Annotated in this window: 25 protein-coding genes and 1 pseudogene; 17 read left to right on the top strand and 9 right to left on the bottom strand. The window is 70.9% G+C overall.

Annotated features, from left to right (window positions below; all coding sequences use genetic code 11):
• Positions 1 to 103 precede the first annotated feature (103 nt).
• From ACIF9R_RS33905 to ACIF9R_RS33895, 3 genes are read left to right on the top strand one after another with little or no spacing between them, the layout of a single operon-like run.
• Positions 104 to 976 (top strand): phosphate ABC transporter substrate-binding protein, encoded by an 873-nt coding sequence (locus tag ACIF9R_RS33905; RefSeq protein ID WP_399986261.1) that lies wholly within the window; start codon positions 104 to 106, stop codon positions 974 to 976.
• 3 nt (positions 977 to 979) lie between these two features.
• Positions 980 to 2,797, top strand: a complete 1,818-nt coding sequence (gene pstC / locus ACIF9R_RS33900; protein WP_399986260.1) for a phosphate ABC transporter permease subunit PstC — start codon at positions 980 to 982, stop codon at positions 2,795 to 2,797.
• Positions 2,785 to 3,474 (top strand): ATP-binding cassette domain-containing protein, encoded by a 690-nt coding sequence (locus ACIF9R_RS33895; protein WP_399986259.1) that lies wholly within the window; start codon positions 2,785 to 2,787, stop codon positions 3,472 to 3,474. The genes pstC and ACIF9R_RS33895 overlap by 13 nt, the downstream gene beginning before the upstream one ends.
• Before the next feature lie 21 nt (positions 3,475 to 3,495).
• Here ACIF9R_RS33895 and ACIF9R_RS33890 read toward each other — a convergent pair whose 3' ends face one another.
• Both ACIF9R_RS33890 and ACIF9R_RS33885 read right to left on the bottom strand, forming a co-directional pair.
• Positions 3,496 to 3,864: an ArsR/SmtB family transcription factor gene (locus ACIF9R_RS33890; RefSeq protein ID WP_399986258.1), complete on the bottom strand. Its 369-nt coding sequence runs from the start codon at positions 3,862 to 3,864 to the stop codon at positions 3,496 to 3,498.
• A 159-nt stretch (positions 3,865 to 4,023) separates the two neighbouring features.
• A complete protein-coding gene (locus ACIF9R_RS33885; RefSeq protein ID WP_399986257.1) occupies positions 4,024 to 4,383 on the bottom strand; it encodes an ArsR/SmtB family transcription factor in 360 nt (119 codons plus the stop codon).
• 339 nt (positions 4,384 to 4,722) lie between these two features.
• Here ACIF9R_RS33885 and ACIF9R_RS33880 point away from each other — a divergent pair, with 339 nt between their 5' ends.
• The 6 genes and pseudogenes from ACIF9R_RS33880 (at position 4,723) to ACIF9R_RS33855 (ending at position 9,832) form a co-directional block, all read left to right on the top strand.
• The gene (locus ACIF9R_RS33880; RefSeq protein WP_399986256.1) at positions 4,723 to 5,181 is read left to right on the top strand and encodes an ArsI/CadI family heavy metal resistance metalloenzyme; all 459 of its coding nucleotides are present in this window, start codon (positions 4,723 to 4,725) and stop codon (positions 5,179 to 5,181) included.
• 144 nt (positions 5,182 to 5,325) lie between these two features.
• Positions 5,326 to 6,414, top strand: a pseudogene (locus ACIF9R_RS33875) (MFS transporter); the annotation flags it as partial.
• A gap of 102 nt (positions 6,415 to 6,516) precedes the next feature.
• The gene (locus ACIF9R_RS33870; RefSeq protein WP_399986255.1) at positions 6,517 to 6,897 is read left to right on the top strand and encodes an ArsR/SmtB family transcription factor; all 381 of its coding nucleotides are present in this window, start codon (positions 6,517 to 6,519) and stop codon (positions 6,895 to 6,897) included.
• 553 nt (positions 6,898 to 7,450) lie between these two features.
• Positions 7,451 to 8,443 carry a dihydroxyacetone kinase subunit DhaK gene (gene dhaK / locus ACIF9R_RS33865; protein WP_399986254.1) on the top strand — a complete coding sequence of 331 codons (993 nt, stop codon included), beginning with the start codon at positions 7,451 to 7,453 and terminating at the stop codon, positions 8,441 to 8,443.
• A 368-nt stretch (positions 8,444 to 8,811) separates the two neighbouring features.
• On the top strand, positions 8,812 to 9,429 hold the full coding sequence (gene dhaL / locus ACIF9R_RS33860; protein WP_399986253.1) for a dihydroxyacetone kinase subunit DhaL: 618 nt from the start codon (positions 8,812 to 8,814) through the stop codon (positions 9,427 to 9,429).
• Complete coding sequence (locus ACIF9R_RS33855) at positions 9,422 to 9,832, top strand: PTS-dependent dihydroxyacetone kinase phosphotransferase subunit DhaM (protein ID WP_399986252.1); 411 nt, start codon at positions 9,422 to 9,424, stop codon at positions 9,830 to 9,832. Before dhaL ends, ACIF9R_RS33855 begins: the two co-directional genes overlap by 8 nt.
• Before the next feature lie 30 nt (positions 9,833 to 9,862).
• Here the strand turns inward: ACIF9R_RS33855 and ACIF9R_RS33850 are convergent, their stop codons facing one another.
• The gene (locus ACIF9R_RS33850; RefSeq protein WP_399986251.1) at positions 9,863 to 10,735 is read right to left on the bottom strand and encodes a glycoside hydrolase family 75 protein; all 873 of its coding nucleotides are present in this window, start codon (positions 10,733 to 10,735) and stop codon (positions 9,863 to 9,865) included.
• Positions 10,736 to 11,021: 286 nt separating this feature from the next.
• Here ACIF9R_RS33850 and ACIF9R_RS33845 point away from each other — a divergent pair, with 286 nt between their 5' ends.
• Both ACIF9R_RS33845 and ACIF9R_RS33840 read left to right on the top strand, forming a co-directional pair.
• Positions 11,022 to 12,008 carry a fibronectin type III domain-containing protein gene (locus tag ACIF9R_RS33845; protein WP_399986250.1) on the top strand — a complete coding sequence of 329 codons (987 nt, stop codon included), beginning with the start codon at positions 11,022 to 11,024 and terminating at the stop codon, positions 12,006 to 12,008.
• A 166-nt stretch (positions 12,009 to 12,174) separates the two neighbouring features.
• Positions 12,175 to 12,705 carry a hypothetical protein gene (locus ACIF9R_RS33840; RefSeq protein WP_399986249.1) on the top strand — a complete coding sequence of 177 codons (531 nt, stop codon included), beginning with the start codon at positions 12,175 to 12,177 and terminating at the stop codon, positions 12,703 to 12,705.
• 392 nt (positions 12,706 to 13,097) lie between these two features.
• On the opposite strand, the gene ACIF9R_RS33835 is transcribed toward ACIF9R_RS33840, so the two are convergent.
• The 3 genes from ACIF9R_RS33835 to ACIF9R_RS33825 form a co-directional block, all read right to left on the bottom strand.
• A complete protein-coding gene (locus tag ACIF9R_RS33835) occupies positions 13,098 to 13,673 on the bottom strand; it encodes a PadR family transcriptional regulator (RefSeq protein WP_399986248.1) in 576 nt (191 codons plus the stop codon).
• A gap of 31 nt (positions 13,674 to 13,704) precedes the next feature.
• Positions 13,705 to 15,720 carry an FAD-dependent oxidoreductase gene (locus tag ACIF9R_RS33830; protein WP_399986247.1) on the bottom strand — a complete coding sequence of 672 codons (2,016 nt, stop codon included), beginning with the start codon at positions 15,718 to 15,720 and terminating at the stop codon, positions 13,705 to 13,707.
• Between the two features lie 107 nt (positions 15,721 to 15,827).
• The gene (locus ACIF9R_RS33825; protein ID WP_399986246.1) at positions 15,828 to 16,199 is read right to left on the bottom strand and encodes a hypothetical protein; all 372 of its coding nucleotides are present in this window, start codon (positions 16,197 to 16,199) and stop codon (positions 15,828 to 15,830) included.
• 240 nt (positions 16,200 to 16,439) lie between these two features.
• Between ACIF9R_RS33825 and ACIF9R_RS33820 the strand changes: the two genes are divergently transcribed.
• Entirely contained in the window at positions 16,440 to 18,524 is a 2,085-nt protein-coding gene (locus ACIF9R_RS33820) for a SpoIIE family protein phosphatase (protein WP_399986245.1), read from the top strand.
• Positions 18,525 to 18,645: 121 nt separating this feature from the next.
• On the opposite strand, the gene ACIF9R_RS33815 is transcribed toward ACIF9R_RS33820, so the two are convergent.
• Positions 18,646 to 19,470 (bottom strand): putative protein N(5)-glutamine methyltransferase, encoded by an 825-nt coding sequence (locus ACIF9R_RS33815; protein WP_399986244.1) that lies wholly within the window; start codon positions 19,468 to 19,470, stop codon positions 18,646 to 18,648.
• Between the two features lie 329 nt (positions 19,471 to 19,799).
• On the opposite strand from ACIF9R_RS33815, the gene ACIF9R_RS33810 reads away from it, so the two are divergent.
• The 4 genes from ACIF9R_RS33810 (at position 19,800) to ACIF9R_RS33795 (ending at position 23,274) form a co-directional block, all read left to right on the top strand.
• The gene (locus ACIF9R_RS33810; protein ID WP_399986243.1) at positions 19,800 to 20,405 is read left to right on the top strand and encodes a sulfite oxidase-like oxidoreductase; all 606 of its coding nucleotides are present in this window, start codon (positions 19,800 to 19,802) and stop codon (positions 20,403 to 20,405) included.
• Positions 20,406 to 20,421: 16 nt separating this feature from the next.
• A complete protein-coding gene (locus ACIF9R_RS33805) occupies positions 20,422 to 21,231 on the top strand; it encodes a ferredoxin reductase (protein WP_399986277.1) in 810 nt (269 codons plus the stop codon).
• 190 nt (positions 21,232 to 21,421) lie between these two features.
• Positions 21,422 to 22,390, top strand: coding sequence for an acetylxylan esterase (locus tag ACIF9R_RS33800; protein ID WP_399986242.1), 969 nt, complete (start codon positions 21,422 to 21,424; stop codon positions 22,388 to 22,390).
• Between the two features lie 140 nt (positions 22,391 to 22,530).
• The gene (locus ACIF9R_RS33795; protein WP_399986241.1) at positions 22,531 to 23,274 is read left to right on the top strand and encodes a GntR family transcriptional regulator; all 744 of its coding nucleotides are present in this window, start codon (positions 22,531 to 22,533) and stop codon (positions 23,272 to 23,274) included.
• A gap of 863 nt (positions 23,275 to 24,137) precedes the next feature.
• Here ACIF9R_RS33795 and ACIF9R_RS33790 read toward each other — a convergent pair.
• Positions 24,138 to 24,422: a hypothetical protein gene (locus tag ACIF9R_RS33790; protein ID WP_399986240.1), complete on the bottom strand. Its 285-nt coding sequence runs from the start codon at positions 24,420 to 24,422 to the stop codon at positions 24,138 to 24,140.
• The gene (locus ACIF9R_RS33785; protein WP_399986239.1) at positions 24,419 to 24,649 is read right to left on the bottom strand and encodes a hypothetical protein; all 231 of its coding nucleotides are present in this window, start codon (positions 24,647 to 24,649) and stop codon (positions 24,419 to 24,421) included. The genes ACIF9R_RS33790 and ACIF9R_RS33785 overlap by 4 nt, the downstream gene beginning before the upstream one ends.
• A gap of 524 nt (positions 24,650 to 25,173) precedes the next feature.
• Between ACIF9R_RS33785 and ACIF9R_RS33780 the strand changes: the two genes are divergently transcribed.
• Complete coding sequence (locus ACIF9R_RS33780) at positions 25,174 to 25,476, top strand: multiprotein-bridging factor 1 family protein (RefSeq protein WP_399986238.1); 303 nt, start codon at positions 25,174 to 25,176, stop codon at positions 25,474 to 25,476.
• Positions 25,477 to 25,553 lie beyond the last annotated feature (77 nt).

The following is a 25,553-nucleotide window of genomic DNA, read 5'->3' as shown; positions in this document are numbered from 1 at the left end:
TTCTCCTTCCGTCACACCGGTGACCGCCCAAGGGGCACCGCGACACGCCGCGTTCCCCCTCATCCCACGTACCGCGGTCTCGCACGAAGGAAGGGCTTCAGCAATGTTCAGCAAGAATCGCCGCCGCGCATGGCTCATCACCTCGGCTCTGGCGGTCGTGTCCCTGGCGGGCTGCGCCGACGGCGGAGCAGGAAAGGGCGGAGCCCTGCAGGTCAGCGGGTCGACCACCGTAGCGCCGGTGGCCGCGGACGCAGCCGAGGCCCTCAAGGCCGACGGGCTCGACATCACCGTGGCCACTCAGGGAGGTTCGGCCGGCGGCATCTCCCAGCTCGCAGCGGGCCAGATCAACATCGCGTTGAGCTCGAAGCCTCTGGCCGAAGAGGACAAGGCCGCCAGCCCCAGCACCGACTTCCTCCCCACACAGATCGGTGCGGACGCCGTCGGTGTCATCGTCACCAAGGAAGTCGCCGACGGCGGGGTGAAGAACCTCACCGCCGACCAGGTTCGTGACCTGTTCGAGGGAAAGATCAACAACTGGTCGGAAGTGGGCGGCCCGGACCTCGACGTCTTCGTCTACGACAAGGAGCCGGGACGCGGAACCCGAGAGGTCCTCGACAAGTACATCTACGGGGACGAGAAGGCCCCGCCGCCGCCGGAGTCGGGCAATTACGCCATCGTCGGGGGCAACCTCGAAACCCGCAACAAGCTGGAGTCCACACCGGGCGCCGTGGCACCGCTGTCCACCAGCTTCGTCGAAGGGCGCGACGGTCTGGCCGCGGTGACGCTCGACGGCATCGAGCCCTCCCCCGAGAACATCGCGTCCGGCAAGTACCCCATGGCCCGGCCTCTGTACTTGATCACCGACGGCCAGCCGGAGGGAGCCGCCAAGAAGTTCATCGACTACGTCCTTTCCTCCAAGGGCCAGAAGCTGATGACCAAGCACGGCTACCTGACCCTCAAGGAAATCGGGAAGTAACCGATGACCACCAAAACCCTGACTCGGCCGCCCGTCGCACCCGACACCGGCGGCCGCCCGCGCCCCTCGAAGTGGATCTGGGGCTGGGTGTATGCCGGGGCGTTCGCCGTGGCGGCTCTGCTCCTGACCGTCGTTGGGTATCTCACCGCAGGCATCGTCGGCGGCCACGTGGAATGGTTGGCGCTGCTGTCCGAAGCCTCGTGGAGCCCGGCCAACTCCGTGTACGGCGGCCTGGCAATGATCTACGGCACGGCGGTGGTGTCGGTTCTCGCCCTCGTCATCGCCGTTCCCGTCAGCTGGGCAGCGGCCGTGGCGCTGTCGGAGTACCTGCCGCCCCGCTTGGCGCGACCGCTGCGTATGTGCGTGGAGTTGCTCGCCGCCGTGCCGTCCATCGTCTACGGCCTCATCGGCATCATCGTCGTCCGTCCTGTCATCGCGAAATTCGCCAACGTACCCGGCGGGGACAGTCTCGCGGCCGCCGGCATCGTTCTCGCGGTCATGATCACTCCCACGATCGTGGCCGTCAGTGTCGACGCACTCTCCGCAGTGCCCGACCGCGTCCGCGAGGCTGCCTACTCACTCGGCCTGACCCGGCGGGAAGTGGTCCGTTCGGCGGTACTGCCGCTGGCGCGGCCGGCCATGCGAGCGGCCGTTCTGCTCGGTCTGGCCCGGGCACTGGGCGAGGCCATCGCCGTTTTCCTGGTCGTGGGCCGGGCGGACGGCCGAATGCCCACCAGCTTCGGAGGGTTCCTCGACTCGCTGGTCCACCCCGGCCAGACGCTCACGACGAAGCTCGCCGGCCCGGAACCCGTGTTGGCCGGAACATCCGGTCCCTACTTCGCCGCTCTGTGTGGACTCGGCCTCATCCTCCTGGCGCTGGTGGCCGCCGCCACCATCTGGGGCACACGAGGTCGCACCCGAGGCTCAGCGGCCGAGCGCGTCCCCCAGTTCCGGTTCCGGGACACGCCGCGGATGCGGCTGCAGCGGGACCGACTGATGATGGCGCTGCGGATGGGGGCCCTGCTGCTGCCCAGCATCCTCCTCGCCGGCATGCTCGCTCTGCTGGTGACGCGGGGAAGTTCGGCGTTCCATCCGTCCTTCTGGTTCACGCCGGCGACGGGCGCGGCCGGAGGAGGCGTGCGCGATCAGATCGTCGGCACTCTGCTGCTCATCACCGCCACGGCCGTCCTGGCTCTGCCCCTGGGCTTCGGCGCGGGCGTCCTGATCGGAATTCACGCCTCCGAGCGCACGGCACGCGTGCTGCAGACCCTCACCGTCGTCCTCGGAGGGGCGCCCACCATCCTGCTGGGGCTGGCCGGTTTCGTGATCCTGTCCACCACGATGGGCTGGGGCCGGTCCTGGCTGGCGGGCGCGATCGTACTCGTTCCCGTCGTGGTGCCGGTGATCGCTCTGACCACCTCCGCCCGCGTCAGGAGCATTCCTCCTGAACTCACGGAGAGCGCCCTGTCCCTGGGGCTGACGCGCGCGCAGTTCGTCCGCTCCGTCGTCGTTCCGTACACCTGGCCGGCGACGATCACCGGCCTGCTCCTCGGCCTGGCCCGAGCCGCGGGCGAAACCGCCCCGCTGCTGTTCACCGCGACTGTCTTCTTCGGCGCGCCCGCCGTGCCGAGCGGCATCGTCGAAGCGCCGGTACAGGCCTTGCCGACCCACATCTTCACTCTTTCCCAGGACTCGGGTGACCCCCGGGCCGTCACCCAGGCATGGGGAAGCGCGATGGTGCTGGTCCTGATCACGGCAGTACTTCTCAGCGCGGCGGTCGCGCTGCGCAACCGCTTCGAGGGGGAGCGATGGACAACATAATCACCGTGCGCGAGCTCCGCGTACGCAGCCGCGAGAAAACCCTGGTCGGGCCCGTCTCGTTCAGCCTCGAACACGGTTCCACCACCGGGTTGTGCGGACCGTCGGGAGTGGGCAAGTCCACCGTCCTGCGCGCTTTGGTGGAACTGCTGCCCAACGGGCTGACCCGTGACGGGGAACTGCGGGTGCTCGACCGGACGATCGCGCCCGGCAAGGGAGACGCCGATCTGAGGGCCAAGATCGTACTCGTGCCCCAGACACCGGTCGTCTTCGGCGGCAGCATCCTCGACAACGCCCTGTTCGGTCTCCGCCATGTCCTGCGGGCCTCCCAGGAGGCCCTTCGGGAGCGGGCAGAGCAGGCGCTGGAGGAGGCCGGACTGTGGAAGGAGGTTGCCGACCGGCTCGATTCGCCCGCGCAGAACCTGTCCGCAGGGCAGCGCCAGCGCCTCTGCCTTGCCCGCGCCCTGGCTCTGGAGCCGGCAGCACTGCTGCTCGACGAGCCCACCAGCGCACTCGACGAACGCAGCAGGGACAAGGTCGAACAGTCCATCGCCGCACTGCACGGCCGCCGAGCGGTCCTGCTCGTCTCCCACGACCCGGCGCAGGTGGAGCGCCTGTGCGATACGACCGTTCACCTGGACCAGCCCATGATGACGTCCACGGCTGCCGCCATGGGCTGAGCACCGGGCTTGGAACTCGGCCTACGGTCGTGCCGTGGCGTCCGGATCCAGGGGTGCAAAGCCGAAGTCCTGGTCTCGCCTGAACGCTTGTCCCGTGCCGACCTGGCTGCGCTGGTGCAGGATCTGCATCAGCGCGGCGCGCACCCCCGCGCCCAGTCTGTAGTAGACAAGGCGGCCATCACGCCTGCTCTCGATCAGACCAATGCAGCGCAGCCGTTTCAGGTGATGGCTGACGGTCGCCGGAGACACCCCCACATCCGCCAGTTCATGCACCGCCGCCTCGGCCCCGGCCCGTTCCGCGAGCTGTATCAGCAACTGCAGACGAACAGGATCCCCGAGGGTTTTGAACACATTGGACCACCAGACCATGTCGGTTGCGCTCAGCTCCAAGCACGTACCGTCACACGCGGCTCCGGCCCCCTTCTGACACATGATGTCTCCCCTCCCAGCGTCCCTTCTGGGATCCGTTACCGGTGGGCAAGTGCACTTGCCCGGGAGCCGCTGCATCCGGCCGGGGCACCCCCTCTGCGGGCGGCCGGCGTCGACCACTCAGGTGGTCTGCGACAGCAGGCCCGCCATGACTGCCAGCGCTCCGGGCGCGACCCGGTAGTACACCCAACTGGCACGGCGCTCGGACTCAAGAAGCCCGGCTTCTCGCAGCTTGCGCAGGTGGTGGCTGACCGTGGGCTGAGAAACACCGACATCCTGGATGTCACAGACGCAAGCTTCTCCGGCCGGCTGAGCCGCGATCTTCGAGAACAGTCGCAGCCGGACGGGATCGGCCAGCGCCTTGAAGATCATGGCGATCTCCTCCGAGTCCGCAGCGGACAGCTCTTCCTTGCCCAGCGGCCGGCAGCACCGCGACGCGGTGGCGTGCAGGTCGGCGGAGCCCATTGCCAGATTAGACATACTTCTATGTTGACAGGCATCTAATAATTTGCCAAGTAGTAAGCGGAACCACCGTACGCCAGAATGAGCACAGTTTCGATGGACTTCTATGTTGACGGACATCGATCTCATAGGCATGCTGATCGACATCGACAGACGTCGAAGCCGGGGAGTCGTCGCAACCATGACCACCGCCTCTGTTCCGCCCGTGGTCGTCATCGGCGCCGGTCCCGCAGGTCTGGCCCGCAGCCGGTCCAGCTCATCACCGTCTCCCCCTCCGGCGGCTGCTGCAACGTCTGAACATCCGTGCCCAACGCCGTCACGGCCGCGGGCACCCTCCAACCAGCAGAAGGTGTTCTCATGTCACGGGTACAACTCGCTCTGCGAGTACCTGATCTGCAAGCCGCGATCGCCTTCCACAGCAAGCTGTTCGACACCGCACCGGCCAAGCCCCGTGACGGCTGTGCCGACTTCGCGATCACCGAGCCTGCGCTCAAGCTCGTTCTCATCGAAGGAACGGGCGGCGAGGACACACACCTGGACCACCTCGGCGTCGAGGTGGCCTCCACCGAAGACGTCCGGACGGCCGCCACCCGGCTGGCGCAGGCGGGGCCGGCCACCGCGGAGGAGAAGGACACCGCCTGCTGCTACGCCCTGCAGGACAAAGTCTGGGTGCGCGGCCCCGGAAAGGAGCCATGGCAGGTGTACGTCGTCAAGGCCGACGCCGACGCCCTCGCCAAGCAGCCCGGCAGTACCTGTTGCAGCCCCGCAGCCGCCGGCCGGTCCGAACAGCGGTCCGACGCAGCTGGTTGCTGCTGACGGCACATGAGCGACCTCTCCACGGCCTCCTCCGCGACCGCGGCCCCCGGCAGACCGACGCGGCCGCAGGGGGCTCTGCCAGCCCTGTGCCTGACCCAAATCACCAGCTGGGGCATCGTCTACTACGCGTTTCCTGTCCTCAATCCGCAGATCACCGGCGCCACCGGTTGGAGCGCGGCCATGACCACGGCCGCTTTCTCCGCCGCTCTGCTCGTCTCCGCCCTGGCCGGCATCCGCGTCGGCCGCATCCTGGACACCCACGGCCCCCGCACGGTCATGACCACAGGCTCCGTCATTGGCACGGCCGCCCTGATCATCATCGCGACCGCGCCCAACCTGGCCCTGTTCACCACCGGATGGCTATTGGCCGGTCTCGCCATGGCCTCCACGTTCTACCAGCCCGCGTTCGCGGCACTCACGCGCTGGTGGGCCCCCGACCACGTACGCGCCCTGACCATCGTCACTCTCGCCGGCGGTCTGGCCTCCACGGTCTTCGCACCCTTGACCGCCCAACTGGCCGACCGCTTCGGATGGCGGCACACCTATCTGATCCTCGCCGCCGTCCTGGTCGCCGTCACCGTACCCGCCCACGCCTTCGCCCTGCGCGGTCCCTGGCCCCCCGCCCCGCCCCCGGCCGCAGCCGGCGCAACCACCACTACGGCCGCCATCACCCGCAGCCGTCCCTTCCTGTTCCTGGCCACTGCCCTGACTCTTTCGGCGTTCGCGATGTACGCCGTGGTCATCACCCTCGTCCCCCTCCTGCTCGACCGCGGCTACACCCCCACCCAGGCCGCCTGGGCTCTGGGGCTGGGCGGAGCAGGCCAAACTCTCGGCCGTACTCTGTATGCCGCCTTGACCCGCCGAAGCTCACCCGCCATGCGCGCCACCGCCCTCATCGGCGTGGGAGGAGCGACCACCGCCGCCTTCGCATGCATCACCGGCCCCTACCTTCTGCTGGCAGTCCTGGCCGTCATCGCCGGTACCGTCCGCGGCAACCTGACCCTGCTGCAGGCCACCGCCATCACCGACCGGTGGGGCGCCAACCGCTACGGCCGCCTCTCCGGCATCCTTGCCGCCCCCGCGACGACCGCCTCCGCACTCGCCCCGTTCGCCGGCACCGCCCTGGCCGTTCCTCTCGGCGGGTACCCCCACCTGTTCGTCGTCCTCGCGCTGGTGTCCGCCACTGCCGCACTCGTTGCCTGGCACACCACGCCAACCGACGGCACCACCTGACAGCCCTGGCCAGACCCCAACAACTGCCGAACCTTCGTTGAAAGGACGGTGCGACCACTTTCGATCGTGTCAAAGCGATCCCACGGCCTATATGGTCCACGGGTGGTTGCCATAGATCTGCAAGCGTCGGAGAACGGCTTCTTCGAAGGTGGTTCGTGCGGGCCGGGGCTGAACTGCAAGCCTATGGAGCGCTCCGAAGCCGAACAGTTGTCCGCGATGCTGAGAGCCATCGCCGAGCCCACCCGGTTGCAGTTGTTTCGGCTACTGGAGCAGGCGCCCGATGGTGAGGCCTGTGTATGCGACCTCGCCGGCAGCCTGGAGTTGCGGCAATCCACCGTCAGCCATCACCTCAAGATCATGACCGAGGCCGGGCTCCTGGAACGCGAACGGCGCGGCACTTGGGCCTGGTTCTCCGTGAATCACGAGGGACTGCAGCGGATTCGGTCCATCTTGGACCCGGCGCCCCGGACTTCACGCGACTGACCGCCGTACATCACAACTGCCCGCGTCGGTGCCCTGCCCGATGATCAGCGTACTGGGCCGACGTCCCACCCGGACCACCCTCGGGCGGCGAGGAACCCGGCGATCTCACGGGCAGCGTCGCGGGCCGGTCGTCCGACGCCGATGAGCGTGGCGGAGGCGGGGCCCGTCCAGTAGCCATGGCCGAGGAGGTGAAGCCGGGGCTCCTGCACGGAGCGGGGCCCTGGGTGGAGATGCAGCCGCGTGGGCCGCGCACCGGCGGCCGCCGCCGGCGCACCGATCGGCCCGCCCCGCTCCCGGGCACACCTGAGTGCCCGCGTACGTGACCTTCGCCCCCGCAAGGTCGATACTTCGGACAAGAGGACTTCAGCCGGCCCGCATCCGACCACCCAGCAGACCTGACGTCCCGTCACCATAGTCAGCATTGAGCCAGCATCAGTACCGCCACAGCCCGCTTCGGGCCGCTGCGCACCGTCAACGTCGGGGCCTGCCCCTACCTACTCTGACCAGCAAAAACGCAGGAAGACCCAACTGTCAAGCTCCCCAGGAGGCACCCATGAAGATGCTGATCAACGTACCGGAGACCGTGGTCGCGGACGCGCTGCGCGGCATGGCGGCGGCGCACCCCGAACTGGCGGTGGACGTGGAGAACCGGGTGATCGTCCGCAAGGACGCCCCCGTGGCCGGGAAGGTGGGCCTGGTGTCCGGCGGGGGTTCCGGGCACGAGCCGCTGCACGGCGGATTCGTGGGGCCGGGAATGCTCTCGGCGGCCTGTCCCGGCGAGGTGTTCACCTCCCCCGTGCCCGACCAGATGGTGCGGGCGGCCGCGGCGGTGGACAGCGGGGCCGGGGTGCTGTTCATCGTGAAGAACTACACCGGCGACGTACTCAACTTCGACATGGCCGCGGAACTGGCCGAGGACGAGGGCATCCAGGTCGCGAAGGTCCTGGTCAACGACGATGTGGCGGTGACCGACAGCCTGTACACGGCCGGCCGCCGGGGCACGGGCGGGACGCTGTTCGTGGAGAAGATCGCGGGCGCCGCGGCCGAGCAGGGCCTGCCGCTGGAGCGGGTGGAGGCCATCGCCCGGCAGGTGAACGAGAACTCCCGCAGCTTCGGTGTGGCGCTGAGCGCCTGCACCACTCCGTCCAAGGGCTCACCGACTTTCGATCTGCCCGACGGGGAGCTGGAGTTGGGTATCGGCATCCACGGCGAGCCGGGCCGGGAGCGGCGGCCGATGATGACGTCCGGTGAGATCGCGGAGGCCGCCGTCGACGCGATCCTGGCGGACATCACCCCGCGCAACCCCGTGCTGGTCCTGGTCAACGGCATGGGCGCCACCCCCCTGCTGGAGCTGTACGGCTTCAACGCCGAGGTGCAGCGCGTGCTCGGCGAGCGCGGGGTCCCCGTGGCCCGTGTCCTCGTCGGCAACTACGTCACGTCCCTCGACATGGCGGGCGCCTCGGTCACCCTGTGCCAGATCGACGAGGAACTGCTGCGGCTGTGGGACGCGCCGGTACGTACCGCGGGACTGCGCTGGGGTATTTGAATCCTCCCCCAGCTGAAGCAGGGGATTCCTGGCTCACGCCGCCTGCGGGTCAGCGACCAGACAGGTCTTCCACGATCAGCACCAGCCGGGTTGAAACCAGCCCGGGGTCATACAGCAAAGCTCGGAGGTCCATGTGCTGTCCTGGTTCTCGGTCAGCACGACGTACGCGCTTGGTTCTCGCAACGTACGGCGTGCCGTATACCCGGCCGGGTGGGCGGTCCTTCGCCCTGACGGCGAAACCCCGTTTCCTGCCCTGCTTCGCAGGGGTCCGATTCCTCCCCGGCCTGAAGGCCGGGGCATCCTCGGGGGAGCCAGGTGAACACCGCCGGGTGAAGGGTTCCGGAGTACCTACCACGCAAGGAGTGACCGTGCTCGACGCCGACTTCTTCCGCCGCTGGATGACAGCCACCGCCGCGTCCGTGGACCGCGAGGCGGAACGGCTCACCGCACTCGACTCACCGATCGGGGACGCCGATCACGGCACCAACCTCCAGCGCGGGTTCCGGGCCGTGCGGGACGCGCTGGACAAGGAGCCGCCCACCACTCCCGGAGCGGTGCTGACCCAGGCCGGGCGTCTGCTCATCTCGAAGGTCGGCGGCGCTTCGGGCCCGCTGTACGGGACCCTGCTGCGCCGCACCGGGAAGACGCTCGGTGACGCCGACGAGGTGGACGAGCGGCAGTTGGCGGAGGCGCTGCGGGCCGGCACGGACGCGGTGATGCAGCTCGGTGGCGCCGCACCGGGCGACAAGACGATGATCGACGCGCTGGTGCCCGCGGTGGACGCGCTCGGCGACTCCTTCGCCGCGGCCCGCGACGCGGCCGAGGAGGGAGCCGTCGCCACGACGCCACTGCTCGCCCGCAAGGGCAGGGCCAGTTATCTGGGTGAGCGCAGTATCGGTCACCAGGACCCCGGGGCCACATCGGCGGCGCTGCTGATCGCCGCACTGACCGACGCCGCGGCGGAGGCGGAGGCCGGCGATGAATGAGGACAAGCTGGTGGGGATCGTCCTGGTGTCGCACAGCGCGGCGGTGGCCGAGTCGGTGGCGGAGCTGGCGAAGGGCCTGGCGGGCGCCGGGAGCGCGGTGTCCGTGGCACCGGCGGGCGGCACCGAGGGCGGCGGCTTCGGCACCAGTGCCGAGCTGATCTCCGCGGCCGCCGCGGCCGTCGACCGCGGGGCCGGGGTCGCCGTGCTCGCCGATCTGGGCAGCGCGGTGCTCACCGTGAAGGCGCTGCTGGCCGAGGGGGACGAACTCCCCGGGCACACCCGGCTGGTGGACGCGCCGTTCGTCGAAGGGGCGGTGGCCGCGGTGGTCACGGCGTCCACGGGGGCGGACCTGTCCACGGTGGAGGCGGCGGCCACGGAGGCGTACGCCTACCGGAAGGTGTGAGAAGGAAGCGGTGACGCCCGGTCGGCGTCGTCAGCCGTCGCCGTCCACGAACTCCCGGGCCAGCCGCTTCCCCTCCGCGACCGCGGCCTCGTGGTCCTCGACGGGGGTCACCTCGCTGTCCTTGAACACGATGTAGGTGACCCCCGAGGAGGTACCGCCGGCACGTGGATCGGGGTCGATGCCGAGCGACTCGGCCGCGGCGTAGGACGCCTCACCGATGAGGTCCGCGGGGCCGGTGTCGCCGACGACCGCGTAGCGCACCCGGTCGCGGTACACCACCGCCGCGACGGATCCGCCGCGCACACCGTGGGACCGGTAGTTCCAAACGGCGCTGGGGGCGGGTACGACGACATAGGGCAGCTTCTCCGGGCTCAGCGGACGGCCGTCGGACTGGGCGAAGGCCGTGGAGGCGGAGAAGTGGGGGTCGGTACGGGGGTTGCAGCGGCTGCCGGGGCGGCCGTCGCAGTCGATGTCCATGTCGGCCTTCCAGAACACGGCGTCACGGGTGCCGCAGACCGGGACGGTGGCCCGGGAGCCGTGGTCCTTGCGGTAGCGGCCGCGGGAGACGGGGGTGCAGGCGCGCACCTTGGACAGCAGGTCCGCGGCGCTGACGGGGTCCGTGCTCCGCGCGCCGGCGGGCTCCGCACGCCGTGCTGCGACGGCGTCCCGGTCGTGTCGTCGGGTGACGGGCTCCGCGTGTTCCCGGATGACGGGCTCCGCGTGTCCCCCGATGAGGGGCTCGGCGGATCGTCGGATGACGGGCTCCGCGTGCCGTGGAGGACCGGGGTGCGCGCGCCGTGCGGCCGGTTCGGTGCGGGGCTGGGGTGCGGAGGCGGGGGGCGCCGAGGGGGCGAGCAGGGCGGCACCGGCCATGGCCAGGGTGAGCGACCGGACACGGGACACGATCAGGAGGACCTCTCGTCGGGGACACTGACGCACACATTCGGGCACTTTGCACCATTCATCCTGAATGTGGTGACGCGACGACCCCCGACAGGGTCATACGGCACACGATCACACTAATGACCACAGCGCTCACCGCGATGCGTGGCGACCTCCACCCGACCCTTGATGAGGACATGCCAGGGGCGGCATATTGGTACGGACCAACATCCGGACCGGTCCCGCGCCCCATCCCCCGGGAGGCAGAGTCGTGCGTGGCGTTCCCCCAGCCGTGTCCTCGCGTCACGTGTCCCCGCGTCGCCTCCTCGCGCTCTGCGGGGCCGTCCTGCTGGCCGCCTCCTGCCGATGGGGCGGACAGGACGACGCGAGCGGCGAGCCGCCCGGGGCGCCCACCGGTGTCACGGCCGAGGCCGGAAGCGCCACCAGCGCGCATGTGATGTGGAACGCGGTCGCCGCCACCGGGGCGAAGGTGAACCGCTACGAGATATACCGGGGCACCACGAAGGTCAGGGACGTTCCGGGTTCCGAACACATGGTGGACATCACCGGGCTCCGGCCCGCGTCCACGCATGTCTTCACGGTGCGGGCCCGGGGCACGGACGGACGGCTGGGGCCGCCCAGCCGGGCGGTGCGGACGACGACACCCGGGGCGGGCCCGGCCGACGACTCCCCTCCCACACCTCCGGCGGCGCCGCACGGCCGGCCGGCCGGAAGCCGGGCGGCCCAGCTGTCGTGGTCCGCCTCGGCGGACGACCGGGACGTGGTGTCGTACGACATCCACCAGGGCGGGAAGAAGATCCACAGTGTGGGCGGCGACCAGACGTCCACCGTGGTGACGGGGTTGCGGCCGGGCACCCGCTACGCCTTCACCGTCCGGGCCAGGGACGCGGCCGGCAATGTCTCCCCGCCCGGCGCCACCGTCCGCCTCACCACCGCGGGCAGCGCGAGCGGCGCGGACGGCCCGGCCGCCACCGCACCGACCGCGTTCCGCGCCGTGAGCCAGGAATCCGGCGGCGCCCACTACCTCGCTCTCACCTGGACGCCGCCGCGCGTGGACGGGGTGATCACCGAGTACGAGCTGCGTCTGGACGGCCGCACGGCCACCTCGCTGGTCTACGGCGGTGACGCACCGCGCGACCGGGCGGCCTACCGCTTCTACCTGGGCCGGGAGGCGGGAATCACCCACCGGGTGCGGATCCGGGCGGTGCTGCCCGACGGGACCTGGGGAGGCTTCTCGGCCGAGCGCACGGTGACGACGGGCGGGCGGCGCTGAGACACCCCCGAGGACACCATGCGGGGCGGGCGTCACCTGCCCGGATGCGGCCGGGGTGCGGGCCGGTCCCGCTGCCCTTTGGCTGGCTTCGTGGCAGCACGGGCGCTCCCCGACCTCGGCGGCGCAAGGGATGTACCGCCGGCCGTGCCGCCGGAAGGCAGTCCACATGCGCATCTCGAAGCCACTGCTCCGCTCCGGACCGACCGCGGCAGCCGCCGCCGCGCTCACTCTGACCCTGGCCGGGCCGGCCGCCGCGGCCGGGATCTCCGTCAGCACCACCGGTTCGACGGTCTCGGTCGTCACCAGTGCGTGCAGCCGGATCGACGGCCACTGGGGCACGGCCTCACTGCTCAGCAGCGGCCAGACGAGCCCCTCGCAGGGGCGTCAGGTGGCGCTCTCGGGGACGGCCGCGGGCCAGTCCGCCGCCTGGTCGAACGTCGGCTCGGGCACCTACACGGTGGTCGTGGTGTGCGCCGACGGCAGCACCGCCGGTACCCAGGCCGTCGTCGTCTCCCCGGTGTCCGGCCCGTCGGTCACTCCCACCGCCTCGCCCACCCTCGGGGTGATGGGTGGCGTCGGCGGCGGCTCGACGGACTACGGCACGGTGACGCTGGTGGGCGGCGGCGCGCTGGTCGCCACCGGTCTCCTCGCCACGGCCTGGCACCTGCGCCGCCGCAACCGGGCCGGCCGCAGCTAGGGCCCGGCCGGCGGCTCATGCCGGAGCCGCGCGGCCGGCACGCCTGTCCGCGGTGTCGTCCTCGGTTGCCGAATCCCCACGCCCGGCTTCCCCCGAGCGGGGACCCCGCGTCGGAGGTGACCGGCGGCTTCCGCGCGCGCCGAGGGGTTCTGTGCGGCCGGCTACGAGGCGGACGGGGACATCGACGGCCGCACCCCCGGCCGACCGCACGCCCGGCAGTGTCACCGGCCGACCGCACCCCCTGCCGACCGTGTCACCGGCCGACCGCACCCCCTGCCGACCGTGTCACCAGCCCGTCCGGCGGTCGGCACACCCAGACCGGCGCCGGCCGCCATCACGTCCGACGCGCTCCGGACGGGCGGCCGGCGTCGACCACCCCCGCTGCCCGGTGGTCAGTCCTTCCCCGCTGGGGGCGGCTCCTGCCCCTCCGGCGGCGGCAGTCGGTCGAACTCCGACAGTGCGTGGTCGAGCCACTGGGTCCAGAACGTCTCCAGGTCGATGCCGGCCCGCAGCACCAGATGCCGCAGCCGGTCCTGCGGCCCGTCCTTGCCGGGCGGGAAGTCGCGCCGCTCGATCTCCCGGTACGTCTCCAACTGCCGCTCGTGCAACTCCCGATGGCGCCGCAGATCCGCTTGAAGGCCCTCGGTGCCGACCACGGCCGCCGCCCTCAGCCGCAGCAGCATGACATCGCGGTGCGGCTTGGGATCCTGGGAGGCAGCGGTCCAGCGGGCCAGTTCCTCCCGGCCCGCCGGCAGCACCTCGTACGCCTTCTTCTGCCCCCGGGCCGGATGTTCGGAGGGAAGGGCCCGGATCAGACCTTCGGCCTCCAGTTTTCCCAGCTCGCGATAGATCTGCTGGTGTGTCGCGGACCAGAAGTAGCCGATCGAACGGTCGAACCGGCGGGTCAGCTCCAGCCCCGCCGACGGCTTCTCGAGCAGGGCGGTGAGGATCGCGTGCGGGAGTGACATGGGCTCATCCTAGGGACGGTCGGCGCCGCCCCTACAGCGCCGCCGCCAACTCCGTGCCCTGCTTGATGGCACGCTTGGCGTCCAGTTCGGCGGCCACGTCGGCGCCACCGATCAGGTGGACGGGGCGGCCGGCGGCGAGCAGGGTCTCGTACAGGTCCCGGCGCGGCTCCTGCCCGGTGCACAGGACGATCGTGTCGACTTCCAGGACGGTGCTCTCACCGTCGACGGTGAGGTGCAGCCCGGCATCGTCGATGCGGTCGTAACGCACCCCCGGGACCATGGTGACCCCGCGATGCTTGAGCTCGGTGCGGTGGATCCAGCCGGTGGTCCTACCAAGGCCGGCGCCGACCTTGGTGGTTTTGCGCTGGAGGAGGTGCACGGTGCGCGGCGGGGCGGGCCGCTCGGGTGCGGCGAGGCCGCCGGGGCCGCGGTAGTCGAGGTCGACGCCCCACTGACGGAAGTACGTCTCGGGGTTCTCGTGCGCCTTGTCGCCGCCGTCGGTCAGGAACTCGGCCACGTCGAAGCCGATACCGCCCGCCCCGAGGATCGCGACCCGGTTCCCGACGGGGGCGCCGTCGCGAAGCACGTCGAGGTAGCCGAGGACACTCGGGTGGTCGACGCCGGGGATGTCGGGGAGGCGCGGGCAGACGCCGGTGGCGACGACGATCTCGTCGTGCCCCGCCACGTCGTCAGCGGCGACGCGGGTGTCCAGACGTATGTCCACGGCCAGTTCGGCGAGCCGGGTGCGGAAGTAACGCAGGGTCTCGTCGAACTCCTGCTTGCCGGGGACCTTTCGGGCGACGTTGAGCTGCCCGCCGATCTCGCTCGCGGCGTCGAACAGGGTGACGTGGTGGCCGCGTTCGGCGGCGCTCACCGCGCAGGCGAGTCCGGCGGGGCCGGCGCCCACGACCGCGATCCGCTTGCGGCGGCGGGTCGGCGAGAGGACCAGCTCGGTCTCGTGGCAGGCCCGCGGATTGACCAGGCAGGAGGTGATCTGCCCGCTGAAGGTGTGGTCGAGGCAGGCCTGGTTGCAGCCGATGCAGGTGTTGATCGCCTCGGGACGGCCCTGCGCGGCCTTGGCGACGAAGTCGGGGTCGGCGAGCATCGGGCGGGCCATGGACACCATGTCGGCCGTGCCCTCGGCGAGCAACCGCTCGGCGAGATCGGGGGTGTTGATGCGGTTGGTGGTGACGAGCGGGACCGACACCTCGCCCATGAGCCGCTTGGTCACCCAGGTGTAGGCGCCGCGCGGCACCGAGGTGGCGATGGTGGGGATGCGTGCCTCGTGCCAGCCGATGCCGGTGTTGATGATCGTGGCGCCGACGGACTCGACGGCCCTGGCGAGGGTGATCACCTCGTCCAGGGTGGAGCCGCCGGGCACCAGGTCGAGCATGGAGAGCCGGTAGATCAGGATGAAGTCGTCGCCGACCGCCTCGCGGACGCGGCGGACGATCTCGACCGGGAAGCGCATCCGGTTCTCGTAGGAGCCGCCCCAACGGTCGGTGCGGTGGTTGGTCTGCCGGGCGATGAACTCGTTGATCAGATAGCCCTCGGAGCCCATGATCTCGACGCCGTCGTAGCCGGCCTGCCGGGCGAGGCGGGCGGCGTGCACGTAGTCGTCGATGGTCCGCTCGACGTCGGCTTCGGTGAGCTCACGCGGCGGGAAGGGGCTGATCGGCGCCTGCACGGGACTGGGGGCGACCAGGTCCCGGTGGTAGGCGTAGCGGCCGAAGTGCAGGATCTGCATCGCGATGCGCCCGCCCTCGCGGTGCACCGCGTCGGTGACGATCCGGTGCTGTTCCGCCTCGGCCTCGGTGGTGAGCTTCGCGCCGCCCTCGTAGGGCCGTCCCTCGTCATTGGGGGCGATGCCGCCGGTGACGATGAGACCCACACCGCCGCGCGCGCGGGCGGCGTAGAACTCGGCCATACGGGAGAAGCCGCCCTCGGCCTCCTCCAGACCGACGTGCATGGAGCCCATGAGGACCCGGTTGGGCAGGGTGGTGAAGCCCAGGTCGAGGGGCGTCAGCAGGTGGGGGTATCGGCTCATCGGGCCCTCCGTGCGCGGTGGCAGTGCCCGCTATTTGTAAGGCACGCGCACCCGATTGTGCAACTAGTTGCACAATCGGGATCGAGGGCACAGCGCCCGCGGAGGCCTCAGCGGCTCTCGAGGCGGACGTGCAGTTCCTTCTCCTGGTCGCCCGGAACGGTGGTCAGGTCGTGCACCGTGAACAGGGTGTCGAGCGTGGTGCGGAACCGGTCGATCGCCCAGTAGCCGCCCTGCACGTCGGCGTCGACCGACGACGACAGACGGGCCGGCCGGACACCACCCTCGTGTGCGTCGGCGACGTCGAACGTGCCGAGCCACACCATGGGGCGGGTCGCGTGGAACTCCTCGGGTACGTCGTCGGAGCACCGGTCGGACGAGAAGCACGCGCACAGCGTGTCGAAGACGATCCGGGCGTCGTCCTTGCTGCATCCGCTGATCTCGACCGAGACGGACTCCGGGTGCGGTTGCCGGCTACCCATGGTGAACGCTCCTTCCGTGGCCACACCGCTCCACCCCTCATTCAGCAAAGCACCACATACCGGGGAGCACTACCCGCGCGCCGCCGCGGCGGCGACCGCTTCACGGGGCGGCCGCCCCGAAGGTGGGAGAAGCTGGAACCGAACGGCAGGAGCGGCGGAAAATCGCCCCCGCGCGCGGTAGAACAAGGGGTGTCGGCACGGTGACGGCGTGCCGTGGAATCGGCGAAGGCGGGGCGTGGGATGAGTGCAGCGGGGTCACTCCCGGCCGGCGGGGACGGACCGGCGACCGGCCCGGTGCGGCCCAGTGGCCTGCTCGACGTGCTGCGCGTGGCCTCGGTGGTCCTGAACACCGAGGGGCGCATCGTGCTGTGGAGCCCTCAGGCCGAGGAGCTGTTCGGGTACAGCGCGCGGGAGGCACTGGGCCGGTACGCGGCCCGGATCATGGTGCACGAGGAGCATCTGGACACCGTGGTGAAGCTGTTCGCCGACGTCATGCGCACGGGTGTGAGCTGGGCCGGGGCCTTCCCGATCCGGCGCAAGGACGGCGGCACCCGGCTGGTGGAGTTCCGCAACATGCGGCTGCTGGACGTCCAGGGGGACGTGTACGCCCTCGGCCTCGCGGTCGACCAGTCGACCGTGCGCCGGCTGGAGCAGGACGTGGCGCTCTCCACCCGGATGGTCGCCCAGTCCCCCATCGGCCTGGCCGTGCTCGACGTCGATCTGCGGTACGTCTCGGTGAACCCCGCGCTGGAGCAGATCAACGGCATCCCGGCCGAACAGCATCTGGGCCGCACCATGCGGGACGTGCTGCCGCTGGTGGGCGTCGACACGGTCGAGGACGCCGCGCGCGAGGTCCTGGACACGGGCCGGCCCGTCGTCGCCCGGCCCACGACCGGCCGCACCCCGGCCGATCCTGACGAGGACCGCACCTGGGCCATCTCGCTGTACCGGCTGGAGGACGCGCTCGGCTCGGTACTGGGTGTGGCCATGTCGGTGGTGGACATCACCGAGCAGCGCCGGGCGAACGCCGAGACCGAGACCGCGCGGCGGCGGCTCGCCGTGATCGCCGACGCCTCCGCCCGGATCGGCACCACGCTGGACCTCGACCGTACGGCCGGTGAACTCGCCGACGTGGCCGTGCCGGAACTGGCCGACGCGGCGGCGGTGGATCTGCTGGACGCGGTGGTGCGGGGCCGTCGCAGCACCCTCGGTCCCACCGAGCCGGCGCTGATGCGGGCCCTGGCGGTGCGGTCGGTGGACGTGGCCGATGTGCCGTCGGCGGCCGACCCGCCGGGCACGGTGACCCAGTACGCGCCCGACCGGCTGATCACCGAGTGCGTGCGCACCGGGCTGCCCGTGATGGTGCCGCGGGTGAAGGACGAGGATCTCGCGCGGATCGCCCGCTCCCCGGAGGCGGCGGCACTGCTGATGCGGGCCGGTGTCCACTCGTACCTCGCCGTGCCGCTGACCGCGCGCGGGGAAGTGCTCGGCGCCCTCGATCTCACCCGTAGCCGTACCCCCCGTCCCTTCAACGACGACGATCTGCTGCTCGCGCGGGAGCTGGCCTCCCGCGCGGCCGTGCAGATCGACAACGCCCGCTGGTACCAGAACGCCCGCGACACCGCCCTCACCCTGCAGCGCAGTCTGCTGCCGAGCCACCCTCCCGTGACGGGCGGACTGGAGGTCGCCTCCCGCTACCAGCCGGCCGGCACGACCAGCGAGGTCGGCGGCGACTGGTTCGACGTGATCCCGCTGGAGGACGACCGGACGGCTCTCGTCGTGGGGGACGTGATGGGCAGCGGCATCCCCGCCGCGGCCGCCATGGGCCGACTGCGCACCGCGACCCACACCCTGGCCTCCCTGGGCCTGGACCCGGCCGTGCTCCTGGAGCACCTGGACCTGATCACCGCCGGTCTGGACGAGGCGATCGCCACGTGTGTCTACGCCGTCCACGATCCACGCGAGCGGCGGTGCACCATCGCCAACGCCGGGCATCTGCCGCCGGCCCGGGTCCGGGCCGGCCACGCGCCCGAACTGCTCGATCTGCCCACCGGAGTGCCGCTGGGCGTGGGCGGGGTGGGGTTCTCCACGACCACCGTCGAGCTGGAGCCGGACGACTGGCTGGTGTTCTACACCGACGGTCTCGTCGAGACCCGCCGGGACCCGCTGGACGAGCGCCTCGACCGGCTGCTCACCCTGCTGGGCCGGCCCGCCCGCTCCCTGGAGGAGGTCTGCGACCTGCTGCTGCGCACCCTCCACGAACCCGACAACTTCGACGACGTGGCCCTCCTGATCGCCCGCGCGACGACACCGCCGGACGCGTGAGCGGTGGCGCGCGGCTGCGTGTGTGAGCGCTGCCGCGCGGGCGCGTGTGTACGTGAGCACTGCCGCGCGGCTGCGTGTGGACGTCCCGCCCTACCACGCGGCTGTGTCCGTGCGTCCGGTCCTACGCCGCTACGCCGATCACGACATGGGCGTACCGTTCCTCGCAGACGGCCAGGCGCGTGCGCAGCCCGGCGGCGGTGAAGGCGTCGACGGCGGACTCGGCCTGCCTGCTGCTGATCTCCACCAGGAGACAGCCGCCCGGCGCGAGCCATCCAGGTGCCCCGGCGGCGACCCGGCGCAGCACGTCGAGGCCGTCCGCGCCGCCGTCGAGCGCGACCCGCGGCTCGTACTCGCGGGCCTCCGGCGGCAGCAGACCCATCTCGCCGCTCGGCACGTACGGCACGTTCGCCGCGAGGATGTCGACACGGCCCCGCAGCTCGCCGGGGAGCGCCGCGAACAGGTCGCCCCGGTGGACCCGGCCGCCGAGAGGGGCGACATTGCGGCGGGCGCAGCGCACGGCGGCCGGGTCGATGTCGGCGGCGTGCAGTTCGGCCCCGCCGAGCCCGTCCGCCAGGGCCGCGCCGACGGCACCGGAGCCGCAGCAGAGATCCACGACGACGGCCGCGCCCGGCGCCTGCGCGAGAGCCTGCTCGACGAGGAACTCGGTACGCCTCCGGGGCACGAAGACACCGAATTCCACGGTGATCCGCCGGCCACGGAACTCCGCCCAGCCGACCACGAGTTCAAGGGGCAGCCCGGTTGCCCGGCGCTCGACCATCGGGGCGATGTCCCCGGGGGCCGGCGCGGCGGCGATGATCATGTCGGCCTCGTCCTCGGCGAAGACGCACCCGGCCGCGCGGAGGGCCGCGACGACCGCGTCCCGGGAGGGCGGGCCGGACGGAGGAGAAGAAAGGGGTGAGGGGGACCGGTACGGCACATGCGGCATGGGCGTGGAGCCTTTCGGGAGCCGAAGGGCGCCCTCGCGGTCACCTGCTGCCGGTGAACCGCGTCGCTTCGAGGTGAGAGCACCCGATCTGACAAGCGGTGATGGGTCTCACCTCCCACGGCATCCGGGGCTGGGGCGGTCCGCAGCCGGACGGCCACATTACCCGACGATCTCCTCGGCCGTGCGATGTGATCCGGACGGATTCCGGGATCGCCCGGTTCGCCGGGCACCGGAGCGCCCCAGCGGGCCGGCCGCGCGGTGGCCGCGGCCACCGCGTACGGTTGAACGCGGAAACACTTGAGCACCTGTCGTAACGGAACACCCATCACGTGAACATCACCCGCGGTTTCACCGGCCGGCCCCGTGTGGACAATCCCGGACTGCCGCCCGGCCAGTACGACGCCGGAGACGACTGGCCCGTTCTGTCCGCCGAAGTCACCCCCCGCCTCGCGCCGGCCGACTGGACCTTCCGGATCGACGGTCTGGTGACCGCACCCCGTACCTGGGACTGGGAGCAGGCGCACGCACTGCCGGCGTCGGCGTACGAGGGTGACATCCACTGTGTGACGAGCTGGTCGAAGTTCGGGGTGCGGTTCGGCGGGGTCTCGCTCGACGCGTTCCTGGACGTGGTCCGGCCCCACGGGTCGGCGACCCATGTGGTCGCGTACGCACACACCGGTTACACCACCAGCCTGCCCCTCGCCGACGTGACCGGTGGCCGGGCCTGGATCGCCTGGGAGTACGACGGGCGTCCGCTGCCCGCCGAGCACGGTGGTCCGGCGCGGCTTCTGGTGCCGCATCTGTACTTCTGGAAGAGCGCCAAGTGGATCGCGGGGCTGCGGCTCCTGGACCACGACGAGCCCGGATTCTGGGAGGGCAACGGCTACCACCCTCGCGGCAATCCCTGGGAGGAGCAGCGGTACTCCGGTGACTGAACGGACGACGGGGACGATGGGGACGACACGGACGGCAGGGACGGCGCTCGGGAGGGGGACGGGGCGGAATGCGGCGGAGCCGTTCGTTCCGCCCACGCGGTTCGCGGTGCCCGGGCGTATCGGCGTGAGCGAGCAGACCGCCTCGACGTGGCGGACGGCCACCCTGACCGAGATCCGTCGCGAGACCGCCCGGGTGGCGACGTTCCGGTTCGCGGTGCCCGGCTGGCCGGGGCATGTTCCCGGACAGCATCTGATGCTGCGGCTGATCGCCGCCGACGGCTATGTGGCCCAGCGCCACTACTCGATCGCATCCGCTCCGGACGACTCGGGACACATCGAGCTGACCCTGGACCATGTCGAGGGCGGCGAGGTCTCGGGCTGGTTCCACACGGTGGCCCGCCCCGGTGACCGCATCGAGGTGCGCGGCCCGCTCAGCGGCTTCTTCGCCTGGCCGGGCGACCGGCCCGCGCTGCTGGTGGGCGCCGGCTCCGGCGTGGTCCCGCTGATGTCGATGGTGCGGCACCACCGGGCGCGGGACCTGGCCCTGCCGCTGCGGCTGCTGGTGTCGGCGCGCGGTCCCGGCGAGCTGATCTACGCGCGCGAGTTCGGCGCGGAGACCACCGTGGTGTTCACGCGGAGCGCGCCGGAAGGTGTGGCCGTGGGACGCATGGCGGCCGCACATGTGGCATCCGTCATGGCGGAGCGGCCCCCGGGTGGGTGGGAAGCCTATGTGTGCGGCTCCAACGCCTTCGCCGAGCACGCCTCCCGGCTGCTGGTGGCGGCCGGGCAGCCCGTGGAGCGCATCCGGATCGAGCGCTTCGGCTGACTCGCGGCGGCGCGGACGGCGGCGCGGACGGCGGTGCGGACGGCGGTGCGGACGGCGGTGCGGACGGCGGTGCAGAAATCGCTTTCTGCGCCTCTCACCTGGTGCTTTTATGGAAACCTCTGGCGGCATCCCTGGTGATCCACGTACGGTGTCCTCGCTCCGCACTGTCTCTTCCCGAAGGCGGTACCCGATGGCCCTGTTCGATCTCCCTCTCGACAAACTGCGCACGTACCGCAGCGCGTCCACGGCGCCCGAGGACTTCGACGCCTTCTGGTCCAAGACACTCGACGAGGCGCGCGAGCACGATCTGGACGCACGTTTCGAGCCGGTCGACACGGGGCTGTCCACGGTGCGGGTGCTCGACGTGACGTTCGCGGGCTTCGGCGGCCATCCGGTCAAGGGCTGGCTGACCCTGCCCGCCGATGCCGATGCCCCCCTGCCACTGGTGGTGGAGTTCATCGGGTACGGCGGCGGGCGAGGACTGCCCCACGAGCATCTGCTGTGGGCGTCCACGGGCCGGGCCCACTTCGTGATGGACACCCGCGGACAGGGCAGCGCCTGGGGCGCCGGCGGCGGCACCGCCGACCCGGTGGGCGGCGCTCCGGCATACCCCGGGTTCATGACACGCGGCATCGACGCGCCCGCGAACTACTACTACCGCCGGGTGTTCACCGACGCCGTACGCGCGGTGGAGGCGGCGCGGGCGCATCCGCTGACCGACGCGAGCCGTACCGTGGCCGTCGGCGCCAGTCAGGGCGGGGGCATCACCCTCGCAGTGGGCGGTCTGGTTCCGGACCTGGCGGGCATCGCGCCGGACGTACCGTTCCTGTGCGACTTCCCGCGCGCGACGACGCTCACCGACCGGCAGCCCTACCGGGAAATCGGCCTGTACCTCAAGACGCACCGGGGCCGCTTCGACGACGTCCTGCGCACCCTGTCCTACTTCGACGCCGTGCACTTCGCCGCCCGCGGCCGGTCCCCTGCGCTCTTCTCGGCGGCCCTGGAGGACCAGACCTGCCCGCCCTCGACGGTGTTCGGGGCCTTCAACGCCTGGGCGCACGAGGACAAGGCCATCGAGGTGTACGACTTCAACGACCACGAAGGCGGCGGGCCGTTCCACCAGGTGGCGAAGCTGCGCTGGATGCGCTCGTACATCTGACGGGGGCTCCGGCGGCTGAAGGACCGAACGGTTCCGGCCGAACTGTGGGAGCGCTCTTCCGTGCTGGTGTAGACCAATGCTAGATGTGATGGCGCACTGAGCCCACACAGCTACGGACCGTCACCAACAGGAGGCGCGGCATGGCCCGCACCACCCCGTACGACCATCCGCTCACCGAAGGGGAGCCCCTTTACCGGAGGATCGCGACACAGTTGCTCGGCGAGCTGCACGACGGGACCATTCCGCCCGGTGAACGTCTCCCCGGGGAGCGGCAGTTGGCCGAGCACTTCGGGGCCAGCCGGGAGACCGTGCGCCAGGCGCTGCACCTGCTCCGCAGTGAGGGACTGGTCGCCACCGACCGGCGGGGCAGTCATGCCGCGCTGCCCGGCGTGCCGGTGGAGACACCGGCCTGCTCCGGCTTCCCGCTCGGCGCCGGGCGCGTCGCCCATGGCACGGTGACCAGGGCCGGTGTCACCTGGGAGGCGCCGCCGCCCGGGCACGCCGAAGCTCTGGGAGTGGCGCCCGGCCGGCCGACGCTGGTGCACCGCTACTGGTCGGCGTCGGCCGACGGGCGGGAATCCCGGACGGCGGTGACATCGTTTTCCGCCGTGGCGCTCGCCGAGGTCGAGGAACTGTCCCGCTATCGCGACCGGGCCGACGGCACGGGAGCCGCGGAGCTGCGGCGGGCCTACGACTGGATGCGCCGGGCGGGTCTTTCCCTGCACCACCGCGACACGATCACACGGATCCCGGGGACACCATCGGTCCGGGTCACCCGACGGGTGCACGACCAGTACGCCCGCGCGCTGGAGATCACCGAACTGGTGACGGACGCTCAGCAGGACGTCCTGGTCTACGAGTTCACGGTCCCTGCCGCGGTCTGAACCAGGAGAACACATCACAGTGATGCGCACCACCACGGCCGACCGAGCCTTCGCCGACCCCAACGACCTGATCACCGCCGTCCGACGCGGTCAGTAGCCGTGGCGTTTGAAGACCTGCCGCAGTCCCTGCTGCCTGTGGCCGTCCGCAGACGGCCCCGTTTCGGGTAGCAACGGCTCGTTCAGCGAACCCAGTTCGTCCAACACGATGCACGGCCGCGACTGACGCTCTTCCATGCCCCACCGCTGCGTGGCTGCCTGTCCGGTGGGGGTGCGGGTCTTATGCCTGCGGCGCAGCTTTCGGTCCGGTGGGGGCTTGGGTAGCGCCCACGGTGGGTGGGTGGGTCGGGGCCGCGTCGGGGGTGTCCGTCCTCGGACCGGCGCGCAATGGGTGACTCGAGAGGTGCGGGGTGCGGACGCGCCAGTCGCTGCGGGCGAACACCCCCGCCCCGTCCCCTTCCCGCCGCGCGCGACCGACCCCGCCCACCGCCGGCGGTACCCGGCCGCCGTACGCGGCCGCGGGCAGCCACCCCCGCCGCTCCCGCGGGCAGTCGTGCCGCTGGGGCGACGGGGGTCCCCCCGCTCGAGCGAAGGGGACACAGCTTGAAGGGAACCTAGCCGTGACCTGCGGAAACGGCCGTTCAGGAGCACATTACGGGGTCAGAAACCGTGACTGGACTGTGACCCGCCGCGTGCCTGGGCGCACACACCAAGAGGCCCCCAACTACGGCCCTTGCTCGCGCAGTTGGGGGCATTGCCCGCCCAGGACGGGGGGAGTCTGGGCGGGTGCCTCGCGTGCTGCCCTTGCGCCTCGCAGCGCCCCGGAGCGGCAGCCATCGGGGGGTGTTGCTGGTCGTACTGGGCGCTCAGGCGCCCTGTGCGGCTTTCTGCGCGTCGATTTCCCGGTACGGGTTACCGACCGCAGGGGCCACCCGCCAATAGGTCTCGACCATGGCTTTGTACTGCCGATGATGCGGATTCAAACCCGTGTGCTTGAGCGCCCAAATCTCGACCGGTACCGCGTCGTTGTCCGATGCCGGAGCCTCCGCGCCGCACGTGATGCATACGGCGGAGTAGATACCCCTGGGCGCTTCCGGCGCCGTTTCCGGCCCTAGTGTCCAGTCGGCACCTTTGATGATTGAGCGGGTCACAGTTCACCCCTACTGCGCTTGTTGACCACGGCGAGTTTCACGCTCAGCGTGTCGGAATCCTGGGCATTCTCGGTTACCGGCTCAACGTCCGCGAGGGGCACAGGCCATTCCCGCCCGCCGCGTTCCGGACGCAGATATGCGGTTGTGCCCATTACGTCAGTGAGAATGCCGACTTTCCCGTCCGGGCCGCTCACGCGCTTGCCAATCAAGGGGTGCTTTCCGCTCATGAGGCATTCCCCCAGGGGCCTGCCCACGGCCCCGCCTGGGCGCCTGTCCGGGCGTTCCTGGGCGAGGCGCCCAGGTGGGCGACGTAGGGCCGCACCATGGCGCCCGTGGGTTCCCAGGCTTCCTCTGCCTCCCAGTCACGGGGCGCGCGTCGGGGGTGAGGCTGCGGGGGCGCTGGGCGCCTGTCCCTGCGGGTCCTGCGGGCCGTGACCAGTCGGGCGCCCATGACGTCCGGCCTGGGCGCCGTACGGGGCGCCTGGGGCGCTCCCTGGGGCGCGTAGGCGCTGCTGTGCTTGCCGGGGGTGCGTCGGCCCAGTAGGACCGCTCTCACCCGTTCGAGTGCGAGGCGGATAAGGTCTGTCATGTCGTCGCTCCTCTGAAGCGTCGGCCACGCCCCCGGACGTTCGCAGCGTCGCGGGGGTACTTACTTGCGTCAGACCATGCTCGGGAATCGCAATGCTCACACGGGAGTTGACCAGAGTTGACTACTCTGGATGCACCACCAGTCAACCCCCCGAGGTTCACGATGCGTGACTTTGCCGATCTTGCTCGCAGAGCGCTGCGCGACAGCGGCTATTCGATGAAGGCTGCCGCACGCGCAATGAATTACGACGTGGCCTATCTGTCTCGCGTACTCAACGGAAAGCAGAAACCGTCGCCAAAACTCGCGCAATCGCTTGACGCTCTCGTCAATGCGGGGGGCGCTCTGGCCGCAATCGTGCTCGACCCTGACGACGAATCGCGAGTGGCGCGCAGCGCTGCCCAACCTTCCCGTCTGGACGCGGGAACGGTCGACGCGTTGGCAGGTGTGCTAGTACTCCAGTCGTAGATCGTGATCTTCCTGGTGGGGGCCGGGGGCAGCCTGCAGTGCTGCCCCCAGCCCCTGGGTGGGTCAGTCTGACCAGC

It is taken from the genome of Streptomyces sp. NPDC086080, assembly GCF_044540255.1.
Lineage (GTDB): Bacteria > Actinomycetota > Actinomycetes > Streptomycetales > Streptomycetaceae > Streptomyces.
The sequence above is the reverse complement of the archived record's forward strand: the minus strand, read 5'-3'. Positions and strand labels throughout refer to the sequence as shown.